This is a genomic window from Shigella sp. FJ200513, assembly GCF_040495915.1.
In the GTDB taxonomy this organism is placed as follows: domain Bacteria; phylum Pseudomonadota; class Gammaproteobacteria; order Enterobacterales; family Enterobacteriaceae; genus ECMA0423.
In genome coordinates, this window is sequence record NZ_JBDYCV010000242.1 from 1 (window position 1) to 1,139 (window position 1,139).

Annotated in this window: 1 protein-coding gene; it reads right to left on the minus strand. The window is 46.7% G+C overall.

The window, feature by feature from the left end:
- Window positions 1-97: 97 nt before the first annotated feature.
- On the minus strand, window positions 98-901 hold the full coding sequence (dkgB, locus tag ABZJ92_RS21910; RefSeq protein WP_000997046.1) for a 2,5-didehydrogluconate reductase DkgB: 804 nt from the start codon (window positions 899-901) through the stop codon (window positions 98-100).
- Window positions 902-1,139 lie beyond the last annotated feature (238 nt).

Consider the following 1,139-nt stretch of genomic DNA (forward strand, 5'->3'; position numbering starts at 1 on the left):
TAAAGGAGAGGCCCTGGAAATACCCCACAGCCCCGAAAAAGAGCCAGTCAGTTGCTTAACTGACTGGCATTACTCCCGGAGGAGCTGTCAGAGAGGCTTAATCCCATTCAGGAGCCAGACCTTCCGGGCTAACCAGGCGGTCGTTGCAATCCAGTGCGGCGATCGCTTTTTTATCTTCGGCATCAAGCTGTAAATTTTGTGCCTTAAGATTACTTTCCAGGTTTTTACGTTTAGTAGAAGAAGGAATTACTGAGTAACCTTCCCCCATAGCCCACGCCAGAATCACTTGTGCCGGAATCGCATTGTGTTTAGCTGCAATACGAGCAATAACCTCATCTTTCAGTGCCTTACCATAAGCCAGCGTCATATAGGAAGTGATATGAATACCGTGCTGTTTAGCCCAGGCAACCACTTTACGGTTTTGCAGATAAGGAGAGAGTTCAATCTGGTTGGTAGCGATGTTTTCAGCGCCAACAGCAGCAATCACTTTTTCCATCAATGGGATCGTGAAGTTGGAAATACCGATCTCACGCGTCAGCCCTTGTTTTTTGGCTTCCAGCAGCGCCTGCATAAACTCTTCAACAGAGACTTCATCGTTTGGTGACGGCCAGTGGATTAGCGTCAGATCAACATAATCGGTACGCAATTTTTGCAGGCTCTCTTTCAGACTCGGGATCAATTTGTCTTTGCTGAGATTTTCAATCCAGATTTTAGTGGTGATGTAGAGTTCATGACGTGGCACGCCACTTTCTGCAATCGCCTGACCTACTGCGGCTTCGTTATCATAGATTTGTGCGGTATCAATTGCGCGATAACCAAGTTCAAGCGCCGTTTTCACAGATGAAATAACAACGTCGTCTTTCAGACGGAAAGTACCTAAACCAAATGCAGGGATAGCCATAATATGCCTCTTTTAATGCTATTTTCGTTAACTGAGGTGATTATGGGCTTCAGACTGTTGCGGGAAAAGAGCGTAAAACGCAGAGGATTTTTGCGATTCTAGCAATAATAGATATCCAGACGCAAAAAAACATCGAGCGTTAACTCGAGGCTTCTTAATAAGTGGCGGAACGGACGGGACTCGAACCCGCGACCCCCTGCGTGACAGGCAGGTATTCTAACCGACTGAACTACCGCTC

Coding starts and splice junctions, on each gene's coding strand:
- dkgB (WP_000997046.1), bottom strand. CDS start 901: ATGGCTATCCCTGCATTTGGTTTAGGTACTTTCCGTCTGAAAGACGAC.